This is a genomic window from Ruegeria sp. CH11 (genome assembly GCF_056537105.1).
The window spans coordinates 61558-76918 of the sequence record NZ_JBQFQX010000003.1 but is presented as its reverse complement, the minus strand read 5'-3'; the positions used below and the strand labels follow the sequence as shown (position 1 = coordinate 76918).

Below are 15361 nucleotides of genomic sequence, written 5' to 3'. Positions count from 1 at the left end.
GTTTAGGATTCGTTAACGGCGCGCGTCATTGTTTGGAATTTCGGCCAGGCCCCCGGATCGGCAACGGTCTTGTCGCGGCAGAAGGCGTTGCAAAACCCCCAGATCTGCCCGTTGAGTTCCAGATTGTGCGTCACAGCATCGCCGGAATAGGGGCAATTGGCGTTGATCGCAGGCCCGGCCTCTGTCGCGGTGGCCCCTGAGTTGCCGCCAATGGGCCAGGGCGACGACGGCAAATCCTGTGGGTAGGGGAACGGGTCATACTCTACTGTCAAACCCATCGCGCGCCATTGGCGGACAGCTGTATCCGACAGAAGGTCGAGGCAATAGGCGCGGTTTGCGTCCGATACTGGCAGGCCGTATCCGATGATCCGCGCGGCTACCGGCGTGTAGAACACGTCGGCCAGAGAGTAGGATCCAAACAGAGGGCCAGACTTCGCCCCGGAAATGGTGCGGGCGTGTTCCCACAAAGCCTCGATCCGGGCCAGATCGGCGATGGTCTCGGCGGATGGGGTAAAGCCCTCCCAGCGATGCATCAACTGCATCGCACATTCGCCGCGCAGCGACAAAAATCCCGCCACCATTTCCGCGCACAGCCACCGGGCGGTGGCTCGGGCAGCAGGGTCGCTGGGCCAAAACCCGGCATCCGGGTGCCGCTCGGCCAGGGTTTCGGCCATGGCAAGGCTTTCGCCGACCACGGTTCCATCCGCAAGGCGTAGCGCTGGCACAAGCCGGGCGGGCGCAAGAGGTGCCATATCCTGCGCCATCGTTCCCGAGTAAAGTCCCACCAAATGCGAGCGATAGGGCAGGCCGAACTTTTCCAGCATCAGCCAACCGCGCAAGGACCAGCTGGAAAACAGGCGGTCGCCGATAAAGAGATCATAGGTCATGACCAAACGATGACCGACCAAAGCATTGCCGTAAATCAGAGATTTGTGCGCCCGTTGATCACGGACAATGATTGATGCGCTCGACCGACCAGCCCTCTGGATGACGGGTGATTTCAGTGACCGACAAATTGTCGATGCGGTGCGAAAACGCCTGTTGTGCATCCACGTTCAGCGCCCGTTGTACCTGCGTCAGTATCACCCCGAAATGCACGACCACGATCAGGTCATGACCGGGAAATTCCGCGATCAACCCGTCCAGTGTAGCATCGACACGCGCCCTCACCTGGTTCCAGCTTTCCCCGTCGGGCGGGCGCACATCCCCGGGATTGTCCCAATAGGCGAAGGCGAGGTCTGGATCCTCGGCCTCAATCTCGGCGAAGGGACGCAGCTCCCACGCACCGAAATTGATCTCGCGCAGATCGGTATGATGCGGCAGTCGGCGGCGGTCGCCTTGAATGGCCGTGGCCGTGTCAGCCGCGCGCGAAAGATCTGAGGATACGACAATCCCGCCCAGCGGTAGATGGGCTTGCAACCGGTCAATCGCGGCCTGATCGCTCAGGTCCGCGGGCAGGTCGGACCACCCTACCATGGTCTTGGCATGGGTCGGCCCATGACGAACCAGATGCAACCGGGTCATGGCAGTTGCCCTTTCAGAACCTGCGGCAATCCGGCAGTGACCTGAACGACCAGATCGGCCTGCGCGGCGAGTGCGATATTCAACCGCCCCTGTGCCTCGCGGAATCTGCGCGACAGAGCGTTGTCGGGCACAATGCCCTGGCCGACCTCGTTTGAGACGACGACCAGATCCGCAGGACAGCTGCGCAGGGCGTTCAGAAAAGAGGCCTGTTCCTGTTCCAGGTCATGCTCGGCCAGCAGGTGGTTGGTCAGCCACATTGTAGCGCAATCGATCAGGCCAATCTGATCGCGTGTCATAGCCGCCAGGGCTGGTGTCAGGTCAAACGGAGCTTCAATTGTCGCCCAACCGGCGCCCCGTTGTGCAATATGTTGCTTAATTTTTAGGCGCATCTCATCATCAAACACTTGTGATGTTGCGAGATACAGGCGATTTTTCCCCGATGAAACAACGAGCTGCTCGGCAAGAGCCGACTTTCCTGATGCTGCGCCGCCAAGAACAAAGGTTAAATTGGGACGCACTATTCTTACCTTTCTGGTGATCCACCCGGTACCGTCCTGCGTATCGACCACAGATCGGCAAGGCAAGCCCGGCCAGCGCCGAGCAAAAATGGGAGAGTTGCATGGCACTGGACAATGCGCGTGATTTTTCGATGTCCCGACAGGCGATGAAGGCCGAATTGCTGGATGCCGAGACCGAGCTGCGCCTCGCCTATGCCTGGCGCGATGACAGGGACGAGCAAGCCCTGCACCGACTGATCACGGCCTATATGCGATTGGCCATTTCGATGGCCGCCAAATTCAAACGCTACGGCGCGCCGATGAACGACCTGATTCAAGAGGCTGGTCTGGGTCTGATGAAGGCCGCCGACAAGTTTGACCCCGACCGCGGGGTGCGCTTTTCGACCTATGCCGTGTGGTGGATCAAAGCCAGCATCCAGGACTATGTCATGCGCAACTGGTCGATGGTGCGTACCGGCTCGACCTCCTCTCAGAAATCGCTGTTTTTCAACATGCGCCGGGTTCAGGCCCGATTGGAGCGCGAAGCCGCAACAGACGGACAACGGTTGGACCGACACCAGTTGCATCAGTTGATCGCCGCTGAAATCGGCGTTCCGTTGCGCGATGTCGAGATGATGGAAGGCAGGTTGTCGGGTTCCGATTTTTCCCTGAATGCGGTGCAGTCAGCGGACGAAGACGGGCGCGAATGGATCGACGCGCTTGAGGATGAGCGCGAGCAGGCCGCCGAGACCGTCGAAAACGCTCACGATACGCAGCAATTGCGAGATTGGCTGGTGTCGGCGATGCAGGCGTTGAACGAGCGTGAACGGTTCATCGTCCGCGAACGCAAACTGCGTGAACCGGCCCGGACGCTTGAAAGCCTTGGTCAGGAACTGGGGCTGTCGAAGGAACGCGTGCGCCAGCTTGAGGCGGCAGCCTTCATCAAGATGCGCAAGAGCCTTGAAGCGCAGTCGCGTGAGGTGCAACACTTCTTCGCATGAGACATCTTGCGATTCTGCTTTGTGCACTTGTGGTTACGGTCAGCCCGGGCCATGCGGGCGATCTGATACCTGACGACATTCTGGCCGAAATGACCGCGGCGGACGTCGTCATTCTGGGCGAAATTCATGACAACCCGGACCACCATCTGGTGCAGACCGAAGCGATCGAGGCGATCTCGCCCTCGGCCGTTGTCTGGGAAATGGTGACGGAAGAAGGTGCGCAACGCCTTGCGCAGAAGGCGGCGACAAGCCCCGAGGAACTGTCGAAGATTCTGCGCTGGGCAGAAACCGGCTGGCCTCCGCTTAGTATGTATTATCCGGTATTTCAGGCATCGAATGCACCGATCTACGGCGCCATGGTGCCGCGTGCAGCGGCTCGGGCCGCGATGGAGCGCGGGGCAGCCACCACTTTGGGCGCAGATGCGGCGCGCTACGGGTTGACGGTGCCTCTGGCCCCCGAAGATCAGGCCGCGCGTGAGGCTGATCAGCTTGCCGCCCATTGTGACGCGATCCCCAAGGAGTCGTTGCCGCAGATGGTTGCCATTCAGCGTCTTCGCGACGCGGTTCTGACACGGGCCATACTGACGGCAGCTGATGAAACCAGCGGGCCGGTGGCCGTCATTACCGGCAACGGGCACGCCCGCAAGGACCGTGGCATCCCCACCTTTCTGTCGCGCCTGCGTCCGGGTTTGAAGGTGTTTGTTCTGGGCCAATCCGAAGAGGGCCAGCTGGAAGGCACCTTTGATGCGGTCATCGATAGCCCGGCGGTCGAACGTGAGGACCCCTGCAAGGCGTTTGAGGCCCAGAATTAACCGCTGGAACTCGGGCCGGGCGTTGCCTAATGTCAGGGCCGACCGCGACCGGAGGCGATGAACATGCTGGCATCAAAACGTATTCTGCTGATCATCGGCGGTGGTATTGCGGCCTATAAATCTCTGGACCTCATTCGCCGGCTGAAAGAACGCGGTGCCGCTGTGACACCCGTACTGACACGCGCTGCGGAAGAGTTCGTCACACCTTTGTCAGTGTCCGCGCTGGCGGGCGAAAAGGCCTATCGCGATCTGTTCGATCTGACGGATGAGGCTGAGATGGGGCATATCCAATTGTCGCGCTCGGCGGATTTGATCGTGGTGGCTCCGGCTACGGCGGATCTGATGGGCAAGATGACCGCAGGGTTGGCGGGCGATCTGGCCTCGACCCTGTTGATGGCCACGGATACGCCCGTACTGTGCGCGCCCGCAATGAACGTACGGATGTGGGATCACCCGGCGACGCAGCGCAATCTGGCGCAGCTCAAGGCCGATGGCATCACCTTTGTCGGCCCGAACGAGGGCGACATGGCGTGCGGAGAATATGGGCCGGGCCGGATGTCAGAGCCATTGGAGATCGTCGCTGCAATCGAGGCGCAGCTTGCCGATGGTCCGTTATCCGGCAAACGTATCCTCGTCACATCCGGCCCGACCCATGAACCGATTGATCCGGTGCGCTACATCGCCAACCGATCCTCGGGCGCGCAGGGCGCGGCCATTGCCCGCGCCTTGTCCGCGTTGGGGGCCGAAGTTGTGTTTGTAACCGGACCTGCGGATGTTCCTCCGCCAGACGGGGTTCAGGTGGAGCGCGTGGAAACCGCGCAGCAGATGTCGGACGCGGTCGATGCGGCCCTGCCTGTCGATGCTGGTGTTTTTGCGGCGGCTGTGGCGGACTGGCGGGTTGCCGGTGCATCAGACCGCAAATTGAAGAAAAGCCGTGATGGTATGCCAGCGCTGGAATTTGCGGAAAACCCTGACATTCTGAAACGCGTGTCCAATTTGTCCGGCGGACGACCGGGTCTTGTCGTCGGATTTGCCGCCGAAACCGACAACGTGATCGAACATGCGACAGCCAAGCGCGCGCGCAAAGGGTGCGACTGGATCGTCGCCAACGATGTCAGCCCGTCAACGGGGATTATGGGCGGGTCCGAGAACGCAGTTGTTCTGATCTCGACCGAGGGCGCCGAGGAATGGCCCCTCATGGGCAAGGACATGGTCGCAAGCCGATTGGCGCAGAAAATAGCCGAGGCGTTGGCGGGCTGATCCGATTGGTCGACGAATTATGAAAGGTTCAAACATGGTCGCAATTCGTGTCATTCGCGAGGATTGGGCGGATCACTCGGTCGCGTTGCCTGCCTATGAAACAGAGGGTGCTGCGGGTGCGGATGTGCGAGCCAATCTTCCTGATGGTGTCTCGATCATATTGCAACCGGGCGCGCGTGCTCTGGTGCCCACCGGGTTGCGGATCGAAATCCCGCCGGGATACGAGGTGCAGGTCCGCCCGCGCTCGGGACTTGCACTGAAGCATGGGATCACCCTGCCAAACACGCCCGGCACGATCGACAGCGACTATCGCGGGCCATTGGGCGTGATCGTGCTGAACGCAGGGCATGAGGCGTTCGAGGTCACGCATGGCGAGCGCATCGCGCAACTTGTTGTTGCCCCGGTGGTTCAGGCTGCGTTTGAGGCCGTTGAAACACTTGGTGACACGGAACGCGGTGCGGGCGGCTTTGGCTCGACCGGTCGCGGCTGATGCTGCTGGTTCTTTTTCTTTCAGCGGGTCTCTGGGGCGTTGGATACCTTGCGGGCGTGTCCAGAACCGCACGTGTCACGTCGGTTTCGGTTCTGCTGTTGGGCGTGATCCTGGCGCATCTGGTTTTGCCCGATGGGCACCCGTTGCGTCAGGCGACCGGCGGATCGGCGGCGATGTGGCTGATCCTGGCTGGCTTTGCGGCATTGGTTCTGGTCTATGGGCGGGCGTTGAAAGCGTTGCGCGCCCGTGCGGCACCCGCGTTGCCCGAGACGCAAGCATCGTCTTCTGACAAGTTCAGCGAGACTGAGCTGGAGCGCTACGCGCGTCACATCGTGTTGCGCGAACTGGGCGGGCCGGGTCAAAAACGGTTGAAAAAGGCGCGGGTGCTGGTGATCGGCGCCGGTGGGTTAGGGGCTCCTGCATTGCAATATCTTGCGGCAGCGGGCGTCGGCACAATCGGCGTGATCGATGATGACGTTGTCGAGAACGCCAACCTGCAACGGCAAGTGATCCATCGTGACCCCGATATCGGCATGCCTAAGGTGTTTTCAGCGCAGCAGGCGATGCTGGCGCAAAACCCGAATGTAGCTGTCCTGCCATATCACCGCCGCCTGAACGAAGAGATCGCGTCCGACCTGTTCAGTGATTTCGACCTGATCCTTGATGGAACCGACAATTTCGACACCCGCTATCTGGCCAACCGAACCGCCGTTGCGCTGGGCAAACCGCTCATCTCAGGCGCACTATCGCAATGGGAAGGGCAGCTGAGCGTCTTTGATCCGGCCACGTCAGGCCCCTGTTATCAGTGCATCTTTCCCGAAGCCCCGGCGGAAGGGCTGGCCCCCTCCTGTGCCGAGGCTGGCGTGATTGGCCCATTACCCGGTGTGGTGGGATCGATGATGGCGGTCGAGGCGATCAAGGTGATCACAGGCGCAGGGCAGGCGCTGCGCGGCGAGATGCTGATCTACGATGCACTCTATGGGGAAAGCCGCAAGATCTCGCTGACAAAGCGGCCCGATTGCCCGATTTGCGGCGCTTCTGAATAAGCGGCCTCTGGACCCTCGGTCCCGGCGATCTTAGCTATACGGTCAAAGGAGACCTGAATGACCAATCCCATCCTGTCCGATTGGACCACCCGGTTCGAAATCGCACCCTTTGCCGATATCAGCGACGAAGATTTTGCCCCCGCTTTGGAACAGGCGATGCAGGCCCATACTGCGCAGATAGATGCGATCGCCACGGCCTCGGACTCCCCATCATTCGCCAACACGATCGAGGCGCTTGAAGCGGCAGGCGAACAGATGGACAAGGTCCTGTCGGTCTTCTTCACCGTCGCCGGTGCGGACAGCAACCCCAAACGGGAAGAGTTGCAGCGCGACTTTTCTCCCAGGTTGGCGGCGCACTATTCGGCAATTTCGTCCAACAAGGCCCTGTTTCAGCGCGTCGCTGATCTATGGGATCAGCGTGACGAACTGGACCTGACCGACGAACAAGCGCGGGTATTGATGCTAACGCATCGCGGATTCGTGCGGGCCGGTGCGGCCTTGCAGGGTGATGCGGACGCGCGGATGCAAGAGATCAAGGCGAGACTGGCCTCGCTGGGGACATCTTTTACCCAAAACCTGTTGGCAGATGAGCGGGACTGGTTCATGGAACTGACCGAAGGCGATCTGCAAGGGCTGCCCGAATTTGTAGTGGACGCCGCCCGTGCGGCGGGTCAGGAAAAGGGCGCAGCTGGGCCCGTTGTGACCCTGTCGCGGTCGTTGATCGTACCGTTCCTGCAATTCTCGCCTCGCCGTGACCTGCGAGAAAAAGCCTATCGTGCGTGGACGGCGCGCGGTGCGAATGGCGGTGAGACGGATAACCGTGACATTGCCTCGGAGATTCTGACCCTGCGGCAGGAGCGCGCCAGGCTGCTGGGCTACGACAGTTTTGCCGATTTCAAACTGGAAACCGAAATGGCCCGCACACCGGATCGGGTGCGAGATCTGCTGATGCAGGTCTGGTCTCCTGCAAAAGCACGGGCCGATGCTGATGCCGAAATCATGACGGCCATGATGCAGGAAGACGGTGTGAACGGGCCGCTGGAAGCCTGGGACTGGCGTTATTATGCGGAGAAGCGGCGCAAGGCCGAGCATGATCTGGATGAAGCCGCGCTGAAACCCTATTTGCAGCTGGATCGGATGATCGAAGCCGCTTTTGCCTGCGCCAATCGCCTGTTCGGGCTGGAATTTGCACCGCTGGACGTGCCGCTCTATCACCCCGACTGCCGCGCGTGGGAAGTCACACGCGACGGGCGACATGTAGCCGTCTTTATCGGAGATTACTTTGCGCGCGGATCAAAACGATCCGGAGCTTGGTGCAGTGCCATGCGCGGGCAGGCGAAGTTCCCGAAGGAACAAGCCCCCGTCGTGATCAATGTTTGCAATTTTGCCAAAGGCGATCCGGCGCTGCTGTCGTATGACGACGCACGCACATTGTTCCACGAGTTCGGTCATGCGCTGCATCAGATGCTGTCCAACGTAACGTATGAAAGCATCTCGGGCACATCTGTCGCGCGGGATTTCGTCGAGCTGCCCAGCCAGCTTTATGAGCACTGGCTTGAAGTGCCCGAGGTTCTTGCCGAATTCGCAACCCATGCCGAAACCGGAGAACCGATGCCGCCTGAGATGCTGAAAAAGGTGCTGAAGGCCGCCAATTTCGATCAGGGGTTCCAAACGGTGGAATATGTCGCCTCGGCCCTGGTTGACCTGGCGTTTCACGACGGCGACGCGCCCGCTGATCCGATGGTGAAACAGGCCGAAGTGCTGCGGGAAATGGGCATGCCATCAGCCATTGGTATGCGCCACGCCACTCCGCATTTCGCGCATGTCTTTGCAGGCGACGGTTATAGCGCAGGCTACTACAGCTATATGTGGTCCGAGGTCATGGATGCAGACGCGTTTGCAGCCTTCGAAGAAGCGGGGGGTGCCTTTGATCCCGAACGTGCCAAAGCGCTTGAGGACAACATCCTTTCCACCGGCGGCTCACGCGAGGCGGAGGATCTGTATCTGGCTTTCCGGGGTCGCTTGCCGGGGGTCGAAGCTCTGTTGAAGGGGCGCGGCCTGATCGCGGCCTAATAGCCCAGTTCGCGGTCCACAAGGTGCAGGAAGGGCTCGCCTGCCTCGCCGCGTCGGATGTTCTCGCAAATGACCTGCGCTGCTGTGGCGGGGCGGGTTTCCGAGGCGATATGCGGCGTGACGGTGACATTGGGATGCGCCCAATACGGGTGCTCCTGCGGCAGCGGTTCGATGCGGAACACGTCCAGCGTGGCATGACCGACCTGACCTGAATTCAATGCGTCCAACAGGGCGTCGTCGTCAATCAGAGGCCCGCGCCCGGGGTTGATGATCCGCGCACCTTTGGGCAGCAGGGCAAGGGTTTCCGCGTTCAGCGTGTTCTCGGTTGCAGGCGTATCGGGCAGCAACAGCACAACGATCTCGGCTTGGGACAGCGCCTGTTTCAATCCCTCGGGCCCGCTCGGGCAGGTGACACCGGGAATGTCCTTTGATGTGCGGCTCCAGCCCGTGACAGAAAAGCCCAGCGCGACAAGCGCATGGGCGGCTGCTTCGCCCAAGGCGCCCAGTCCCAGAATGCACACGTTCCGTTCTGAAGCGAGCGGAGGGGCCTCGGGCTGCCAGGTACCATTCTGCGTGGTGATGTGCGTGTCCATCCCCAGATGATAGCGCAACACATGTCCCACGACCCATTCGGTCATCCCCTTGGACAGCCCGCCATCGACCATCCGCGCCAACGGCACAGTCAGCGTTGCGTTGTCGGCAATTTTCTCGACCCCTGCCCACAGGCTGAGCACTGCCTTTAGCCGCGTGAATGGGGTGAAATCCATCAAACCGCCGGACGGAGCGTAGACGATGTAGTCAACCTGATCCGGCGCGATATCCGTCGTCAGATGAAAGTCCAGACCTGCATTTTTCAGACACCGTGTCAGGAGCGGTTCGTAGATCGGCCACTGTTCAGGGCGAGCGGAAAACAGGACGTTCACGGGCATGGGTTCCCTTTCGGATCAACGGGGACGGTGAATATGAGCGCTTTGGACAATGCCAAAGGCGGCCATCAGAACCAGCATCGCCGAGCCGCCATAGCTGACCATTGGCAGTGGTACACCCACGACAGGGGCCAGACCCATCACCATCGACATGTTGACCGCGAAGAACAGAAAGAAGTTCAGTGCGATGCCCAGCGTCACCAGAGACGAGAACCGGTCTTTGGTCGACAGCGCCGTGACCATGCAAAAGACAAGGATCAGCCCATAAAGGACTAACAAGGTGATGCCGCCGACAAAGCCGAACTCTTCGGCAAGGGTGGTGAAGATGAAATCAGTGTGCTTTTCCGGCAGAAAGTTCAGCCGTGACTGCGTGCCCTGCATGAACCCGCGTCCGTTCCAGCCGCCCGACCCCAGGGCGATCTTGGATTGGGTGATATGATAGCCCGCGCCCAGCGGGTCGGTCGAAGGGTCCAGAAACGTATCGATGCGCCGGAACTGATAGTCTTTCAGCAACTGCCAATCGGTGCCGCGGCTTTGGAACACTGCGGTGACAAGGCCGATCCCCGCCGCGATTACGGCAGCGAAATAGGCCCAGTGGACGCCTGCAAGGAACATCAGGCCACCACCTGCGGCCAGCAACAAGATCGAGGTGCCCAGATCAGGCTGGCGCAAAACCATGAAGGTGGGGATCAGGATCAACACAACAGGCAGGATCACCCAAATTGGGCGAGAGGTCTTATGCGCGGGCAACCAGTCGTAGTAGGCCGCCAGAAGCATCACCAGCGTGACCTTCATCAACTCGGACGGTTGCAGGCGCATGAAGCCGAGGTCAATCCAACGCTGCGCCCCCATGCCAACCGTGCCGACCAGTTCCACAAGGATCAGCAGGCCGATGGATCCCAGGTATGCCACAACAGACATGTTGCGCCAGAACCAGATGGGAACGACCGCTATGATGAACATCGCGGCCATGCCCAGCCCGAACCGTTCCATCTGTGGCTCGGCCCAGGGGGTCCATGACCCGCCCGCAACCGAGTAAAGCATCAGGAATCCAGCACTGGCCACGCTGATCAGCAACAGCGTCAGCGGCCAGTTCATGTACAGAACCTTGCGGAAGCCGGACGGCGTGGATTTTACCGCATATTCAAGATAGCTCATGCGCGGTCCTTTTCGTCAGGACGCGCTTTGGGGCGGCGGTCACCTTCCAACCGCTTTTGCTGCTCTTTGATACGCTCGCGATCACCCGTGGGATAGGCCTCGAGCGGTGGCGTACCGTCATAGAGCGCCTGAAGCATGATGTCGCGCGCAACCGGGGCGGCCGCCTTGGACCCGCCGCCGCCGTGTTCCACCACCACGGCCACGGCGTATTTTGGGTTGCCATAGGGCGCAAAACTGACGAACAGCGCGTGGTCGCGGCGCTCCCAAGGCAGATCCTCGTTGCGGATCACACCAGCGGCGCGTTCTGCTTTGGTGATGTTGCGCACCTGGCTGGTACCGGTCTTGCCGGCCATGCGAAACTCATCAGCGATGATGCGGCTGCGATAGGCCGTCCCGCGCCGGTCATTCGAGACCGAAAACATCGCTTTGCGCACCTGTTCCAGGTTGTACGGATTGATGTCGAGCGCCTCACCGGCGCCCGAGGGCTGTTCCACCCCATTGACCGACCTTACGAGCCGCGGCGAAACCGCGCGACCTGTGGCAAGCCGCGCTGTCATGACCGCCAGTTGCAGTGGTGATGCCAGCATGAAACCCTGACCGATCGAGGCGTTCGCGGTGTCGCCTACCAGCCAGTCCTCGCCATGAACACGTTGTTTCCACACCTGGTTCGGGGCCAAACCGGCCGCGACTGCGGACATGGGAATATCGTGTTTGACCCCCAGGCCGAATTTGCGTGCCATTTCGGAAATCTTGTCGATGCCGACGCGCAACGCCACGTCGTAATAGTAGACATCGCAACTGCGTTTCAGCGACAGCCCCAGATCGACCGTGCCATGCCCGCCGCGTTTCCAGCAGTGAAAGCGGCGGCTGCCCACTTTCAGGTGACCGGGGCAGTAGACCGTGTTGCCTGGTCCGATCACTCCGGCCTCAAGCGCGGCCATGGCTGTGATCATCTTGAATGTCGACCCAGGAGGATAAGTGCCCTGAACCGTCTTGTTGGCCAGGGGGCGGTAATTGTCGTTGGTCAGCGTGCGGTAGTCCGCGACCGAGATGCCACGGACGAACAGGTTCGGGTCAAAGCTGGGTGCAGAGCTAATGGCGCGGATATCGCCCGTTTCGCAGTCGACAACAACGGCGGCGGCGCTTTCGCCCGCCAGTCGCGCCTGGGTGTATTGCTGCAGGTCGGCATCGACCGACAATTGCAGGTCGGCGCCTGCGGTGCCTTCCTGCCGGTCGAGTTCGCGCATGACCCGGCCGGTCGCGTTGACCTCGACGCGCTTGGCGCCTGCCTTGCCGCGCAATTCGATCTCTTGCTTGGCCTCAAGCCCGACCTTGCCGATCTGGAACCGGGGGATCCGCAGCACCGGCTCGGGGTCGGTGATCTGGCTGAGGTCATAGTCGCTGACCGGGCCGACATAGCCGACCACGTGGGCAAAATCCTCGTACCGGGGGTATTGCCGGGTCATCCCGACCTCGGGCGTGACACCGGGCAAGGCTGGTGCGTTGACGGCGACTTTCGAGATATCTTCCCATGTGACCTGATCGGCCAGCGTGACCGGCAAGAACGGGGCCGAGCGCCGCATCTCAGTTCTTGCACGCTCGATTTCGTCCTGCGTCAGCGGGATAATCTCGGACAGTTTGGCAATGACCTTGTCGATATCGCCTGCGTCTTCGCGCACGATAACGATGCGGTATGACGGCGAGTTCTGCCCGATGATCTGGCCGTTGCGGTCATAGATGCGACCTCGGGTTGGCGGGATCAGTCGGATGTTGATGCGGTTCTCTTCGGCCAGCAGGCGGTATTCGTCGGCCTGATCGACCTGCATGAACCGCATCCGCGCGGCCAACCCGCCGACGAAGGCGGCCTGCAAGCCACCCAATAGCAACGCGCGGCGCGGCAGTCGCTTGTAGGCAAGACCTTGGGCTTTGGGCTGGCGAGGTTTCATGTCCGCGCTCCCGCTGTTGTGGTGTCTGCGGCCGAGGCGCGCCGGACACCAAGGACCGTTTGGCTAAGAAGGACAATCACGGGATAGATCGCTATTGTTACAATGATCTGGATCGCCGTTCGGGTCATTACGGCCTGTTGTACGGACAGGATACCCAAAATCAGACCGTTCAGAACAAAAATCGCTGTGATGACCGCCGCGACCGAGGTCCATTCGGCCACAAACCCCGCGTCACGCATACCCGGTGCAGCCGAGCGCAGATAGGCGGCCCCCAGAACCACCAGCGCGGCCATCAGACCTGGGGGGCGTTGAAGCAGCAGGTCCGCCATCAACATAACCACCGCGATGCTGAGAACCGGTACGTATTCAGGCCGGCGCAGAACCCAGGCAAAGGTCAGTGCAATCAGAAGGTCGGGGAACGGCCAGCGGTCAGGCCGCGTATCCAGCGGCAGCAGATGAAGGAACAGCACAAAGACAGCCAGCAGGACATACAAACCGCGCTTTACCCACAGCGTTGAGGCCGAGCTATCCATCGCCAGCCTCCGGAGTGGTCAAGGCTGCCTCGGGCTGTCTTGGTCCTACGATGCCTCCCGGGTCACGTATCGTGGGCGCGGATTGAAAACGCAGGACGCGCAGGAATTCCAGCCGTTCGAAATCCGCCGACAGGCGCACCCGTAGCCTGCCGCCCGGGTCCATGGCGATCTGGCCGATCAGCAAGCCACCCGGAAAGACGCCGCCATCCCCCGAGGTGACAACCCGGTCGCCCGGTCGCACAAGTTCACGGTTTTCCAGAAACTCCACCGCCGGGGCAGGCGTGTTGTCACCGGTGATCAGCGCGGTCTGGCCCGAAGGTTGGATCGTTGCCGGAATGGCGCTTGAAGCATCGGTCAGCAGGATCACGCGCGCTGTGTCCGGGCCGACGCCCGAAATGCGCCCGACCACGCCAATCCCGTCCATGGTGGCCCAGCCATCGACGATACCGTCGCGCTCACCCACATTCAGCAGGACCGACTGCCGGAAGGGCGAGCCGCTATCGGCCATCACAACACCGGTGATATAGGTCAGACGGGCGTCTAGCCGAACATTGTTCAGATCCAGCAACCGGGCGTTTTCCTGTTCCAGTTGCAGCGCGGCCTCTTTCCAGGCGCGCATCAGACGCAGCTCGCTGCGCAGTTCCTGGTTCTGCTCGCTCAGGCGTTGATAGCTTTGGAAGTCGCGGAACAGATTGACCGTCGCAGTGACGGGAACCATTGCCCAGTCCATCGACGGAACCACCTGATCAACCACCTGCGCGCGGAACCGTTCCACGCGCGGGCTGTCGATGCGCCAGACGATGAAGATACCCAGCAGGCACAACACGACGATCCCCAGCAGCAGGCGGCGCAGAGGGGTCGTGTATTCGTCGCGCTGTGATCGGTCCTTTGCCACAGGTTACCTTCCCGTGCTGCTCGTGCCCGAGTGTTCGCCCCTAAAGGGTGCGCGCCTTAGCTTTCGTAGTCAATCGCGTGGCGCAGCTGTTTTTCGTATTCCAGCGCCTTGCCGGTGCCCAAAGCCACACAATTCAGGCTTTCATCGGCAATCGACACGGCCAAGCCGGTCTGTTCGCGCAGCGCCAGATCCAGATCACCCAGCAGTGCGCCACCGCCGGTCAGCATCACGCCCCGGTCCACGATGTCTGCCGCCAGATCGGGCGGTGTCGTTTCCAGCGCGGTCATCACCGCCTCGCAAATCTGCTGGACCGGTTCCGACAAGGCCTCGGCCACCTGGGCCTGGCTGATCTCGATTTCCTTGGGCACGCCGTTCAGCAGGTCGCGACCGCGGATATGCATCGACTGGCCGCGGCCATCGTCGGGCATCCGCGCGGTGCCGATGGTGGTTTTGATGCGCTCGGCGGTGGATTCACCGACCAGCAGGTTCTGTTGACGACGCAGATACGAGATGATTGCCTCATCCATCCGGTCTCCACCCACGCGCACCGAGCGCGCGTAAACGATGTCGCCAAGTGACAGAACCGCAACTTCGGTCGTACCACCGCCGATATCGACAACCATGTTGCCGGTCGGGTCGGTGATTGGCATGCCTGCGCCAATCGCAGCCGCAATCGGTTCGGCAATCAGACCAGCACGGCGCGCCCCGGCAGACAGAACCGACTGACGGATAGCGCGTTTCTCAACGGGTGTCGCGCCATGGGGAACGCAGACGATGATCTTCGGTTTCGAAAAGGTCGAGCGTTTGTGCACTTTGCGGATGAAGTGCTTGATCATCTCTTCGGCAGTGTCGAAGTCGGCAATCACGCCTTCGCGCATCGGGCGGATGGCTTCGATGGAACCGGGGGTCCGGCCCAGCATAAGTTTAGCATCTTCGCCGACGGCCAGAACCTTTTTCACGCCGTCCTTGACGTGATAGGCGACAACCGAAGGTTCCGACAGGATCACGCCGCGCCCCTTGACATATACCAGCGTGTTTGCAGTCCCAAGGTCGATAGCCATGTCCGCCGTGAACAGGCCGCCCAGATTGCCAAAGATGCCCATATTTTTCCCTGATCCTGTATGTCAGTTTTCTACTGCCCGCGACTCGACGGTTCCGGGACGGATGACTTATAGGGTGCCAACTCGCCCGGTAAAAGGG

15 protein-coding genes are annotated in these 15361 nt (G+C 61.0%); 6 read left to right on the top strand and 9 right to left on the bottom strand.

Features of this window, described 5'->3' with window-relative positions:
• Window positions 1–2 precede the first annotated feature (2 nt).
• The 3 genes from ACR0LX_RS06180 to cobU are packed head-to-tail and all read right to left on the bottom strand — an operon-like array spanning window position 3 to window position 2042.
• Entirely contained in the window at window positions 3–887 is an 885-nt protein-coding gene (locus ACR0LX_RS06180; RefSeq protein WP_480782974.1) for a glutathione S-transferase, read from the bottom strand.
• A 58-nt stretch (window positions 888–945) separates the two neighbouring features.
• The gene (locus tag ACR0LX_RS06175) at window positions 946–1524 is read right to left on the bottom strand and encodes a histidine phosphatase family protein (RefSeq protein WP_480782973.1); all 579 of its coding nucleotides are present in this window, start codon (window positions 1522–1524) and stop codon (window positions 946–948) included.
• The gene (gene cobU, locus ACR0LX_RS06170; protein WP_480782972.1) at window positions 1521–2042 is read right to left on the bottom strand and encodes a bifunctional adenosylcobinamide kinase/adenosylcobinamide-phosphate guanylyltransferase; all 522 of its coding nucleotides are present in this window, start codon (window positions 2040–2042) and stop codon (window positions 1521–1523) included. Before cobU ends, ACR0LX_RS06175 begins: the two co-directional genes overlap by 4 nt.
• Before the next feature lie 101 nt (window positions 2043–2143).
• Here cobU and ACR0LX_RS06165 point away from each other — a divergent pair, with 101 nt between their 5' ends.
• The 6 genes from ACR0LX_RS06165 to ACR0LX_RS06140 all read left to right on the top strand — a co-directional run bounded on the left by ACR0LX_RS06165 (window position 2144) and on the right by ACR0LX_RS06140 (window position 8703).
• The gene (locus tag ACR0LX_RS06165) at window positions 2144–3022 is read left to right on the top strand and encodes an RNA polymerase factor sigma-32 (protein ID WP_480782971.1); all 879 of its coding nucleotides are present in this window, start codon (window positions 2144–2146) and stop codon (window positions 3020–3022) included.
• Complete coding sequence (locus ACR0LX_RS06160) at window positions 3019–3834, top strand: ChaN family lipoprotein (RefSeq protein WP_480782970.1); 816 nt, start codon at window positions 3019–3021, stop codon at window positions 3832–3834. Before ACR0LX_RS06165 ends, ACR0LX_RS06160 begins: the two co-directional genes overlap by 4 nt.
• 63 nt (window positions 3835–3897) lie before the next feature.
• Window positions 3898–5094, top strand: a complete 1197-nt coding sequence (coaBC, locus tag ACR0LX_RS06155) for a bifunctional phosphopantothenoylcysteine decarboxylase/phosphopantothenate--cysteine ligase CoaBC (RefSeq protein WP_480782969.1) — start codon at window positions 3898–3900, stop codon at window positions 5092–5094.
• A gap of 34 nt (window positions 5095–5128) precedes the next feature.
• A complete protein-coding gene (dut, locus tag ACR0LX_RS06150; RefSeq protein ID WP_480783216.1) occupies window positions 5129–5584 on the top strand; it encodes a dUTP diphosphatase in 456 nt (151 codons plus the stop codon).
• The gene (locus ACR0LX_RS06145; protein ID WP_480782968.1) at window positions 5584–6630 is read left to right on the top strand and encodes a HesA/MoeB/ThiF family protein; all 1047 of its coding nucleotides are present in this window, start codon (window positions 5584–5586) and stop codon (window positions 6628–6630) included. Before dut ends, ACR0LX_RS06145 begins: the two co-directional genes overlap by 1 nt.
• A gap of 57 nt (window positions 6631–6687) precedes the next feature.
• The gene (locus ACR0LX_RS06140; protein ID WP_480782967.1) at window positions 6688–8703 is read left to right on the top strand and encodes a M3 family metallopeptidase; all 2016 of its coding nucleotides are present in this window, start codon (window positions 6688–6690) and stop codon (window positions 8701–8703) included.
• Here ACR0LX_RS06140 and ACR0LX_RS06135 read toward each other — a convergent pair.
• Genes ACR0LX_RS06135 through ACR0LX_RS06110 form a run of 6 tightly spaced genes read right to left on the bottom strand, consistent with a single transcriptional unit; the run spans window position 8700 to window position 15264 of the window.
• On the bottom strand, window positions 8700–9632 hold the full coding sequence (locus ACR0LX_RS06135) for a 2-hydroxyacid dehydrogenase (protein WP_480782966.1): 933 nt from the start codon (window positions 9630–9632) through the stop codon (window positions 8700–8702). The two genes, ACR0LX_RS06140 and ACR0LX_RS06135, sit on opposite strands and share 4 nt — an antisense overlap.
• Window positions 9633–9647: 15 nt before the next feature.
• Window positions 9648–10787 (bottom strand): rod shape-determining protein RodA, encoded by a 1140-nt coding sequence (gene rodA, locus ACR0LX_RS06130; protein WP_480574938.1) that lies wholly within the window; start codon window positions 10785–10787, stop codon window positions 9648–9650.
• Complete coding sequence (mrdA, locus tag ACR0LX_RS06125) at window positions 10784–12733, bottom strand: penicillin-binding protein 2 (RefSeq protein ID WP_480782965.1); 1950 nt, start codon at window positions 12731–12733, stop codon at window positions 10784–10786. The genes rodA and mrdA overlap by 4 nt, the downstream gene beginning before the upstream one ends.
• Entirely contained in the window at window positions 12730–13266 is a 537-nt protein-coding gene (locus ACR0LX_RS06120) for a rod shape-determining protein MreD (RefSeq protein WP_480782964.1), read from the bottom strand. Before ACR0LX_RS06120 ends, mrdA begins: the two co-directional genes overlap by 4 nt.
• The gene (gene mreC, locus ACR0LX_RS06115; protein WP_480782963.1) at window positions 13259–14161 is read right to left on the bottom strand and encodes a rod shape-determining protein MreC; all 903 of its coding nucleotides are present in this window, start codon (window positions 14159–14161) and stop codon (window positions 13259–13261) included. The genes ACR0LX_RS06120 and mreC overlap by 8 nt, the downstream gene beginning before the upstream one ends.
• Before the next feature lie 56 nt (window positions 14162–14217).
• Window positions 14218–15264 (bottom strand): rod shape-determining protein, encoded by a 1047-nt coding sequence (locus ACR0LX_RS06110; protein WP_039523195.1) that lies wholly within the window; start codon window positions 15262–15264, stop codon window positions 14218–14220.
• Between the last annotated feature and the right edge of the window lie 97 nt (window positions 15265–15361).